The sequence below is a fragment of the Massilia sp. CT11-108 genome (genome assembly GCF_047302915.1).
Taxonomy (GTDB): domain Bacteria; phylum Pseudomonadota; class Gammaproteobacteria; order Burkholderiales; family Burkholderiaceae_D; genus Telluria; species Telluria orientalis.
Map to the genome: position 1 here is coordinate 1 of NZ_JBKYMO010000936.1, position 1,238 is coordinate 1,238.

Sequence of the window (1,238 nt, forward strand, 5' to 3'; positions counted from 1 at the left end):
CCCCCCCCCCCCCCCCCCCCCCCCCCCCCCCCCCCCCCCCCCCCCCCCCCCCCCCCAAAGACCATGCGGCGCGGCTGCGGGCGGCGGAGCGCGCCGAGTCCATCGAGGTGGAAGCCGTACGCCAGCGCGTGGAAGCGCTGCGCCGCGACGGGACGCAGGCCGACGCGTTGGCCCAGCACGAAAAGCTGCTGCGCACGATCGAAGCGGATGCCGCTCTGCAGCGGGTGGCGATCGATGGCGAGGAAGCCCGCGCGGTGCTGCAGGCCGAGCTGCTCGCGGCCGAGCGCACGCACGAGCTGCGCCGCATGGAGACGCTGGGCGCCGTCGACGACACGACGAAACTGGTGGTGGCCGGCGCGACCAATGCCGCGCTGCTGGCCGACGTGCTGAAGGCACGCACGCAGGCCGGCATGAGCGCGGAGCAGCTGGCGGCGCTGACGTCGTCGCGCCTCGCCGATGAACAGGTCGAACGCGAGCGCGCGCGGCGCAACGACGAACTGGAACGCGAACGGCGCCACCAGCTGGAACTGCTCGCGCTGCAGAACGACGTCAACAAGACGGCGCTCGCCACGCAGGCGCAATTGGGCGGCGCGCTGATCGCGGGTACGGCCTGCCGCCACGCGGGCGCCCAGGCCGGCGACCGGTTCTGCGGTACGTGCGGCGCGCCGCTGCCGGCGCGGGGATGATGCAGACGGCGATCGACAAGCTGCGCGAACTGCGCGCGCTGCACGAGGACGGCCTGTTGAGCCGCCAGGAATTCGACAGCCGCAAGAACGCGATCCTCGATGCTGCCTATCCGGCCGATTCTTCCGCCGATCCGCCGCCGGCCGCGCCCGTGCGCGCCGGCACCGAGATCGGCCTGATGGCCACGCAGGAAGTGGGGCCGGTGAACCGCCGCTACCGGCTGGAACGGCTGATCGCACAGGGCGGCATGGGCGAGGTGTGGCAGGCGACGGACCTCGCCACGCACGCGGAACTGGGCCACAGTGCGCAGGTGGCGCTGAAGATCCTGCCGCCCCGGCTCACGGAAAACTCGCTGCACGCGAAGCTGCTGATCGAGGAAGCGGCACGTGCGCGCCAGCTCGCGCACCAGCACATCGTGCGCGTGTACGACTGGGCCCAGGATCCGGCCACCGGCAGCTATTTCATCATCATGGAGTGCCTGGACGGCGAGGACCTCGACACGCTGCTGGCGCGCGTGGGCCGGCTCGACCCGGCGCGCGCGCTGGAGGTGCTGG

1 protein-coding gene and 1 pseudogene are annotated in these 1,238 nt (G+C 72.9%); both read left to right on the top strand.

Features of this window, described 5'->3' with window-relative positions:
* A pseudogene (locus ACEN88_RS32150) lies at nt 1–686 on the top strand (hypothetical protein); the annotation flags it as partial.
* The coding region (locus ACEN88_RS32155; protein ID WP_413346266.1) for a protein kinase domain-containing protein at nt 683–1,238 on the top strand (556 nt) is incomplete at its 3' end. The pseudogene ACEN88_RS32150 and the gene ACEN88_RS32155, both read left to right, overlap by 4 nt.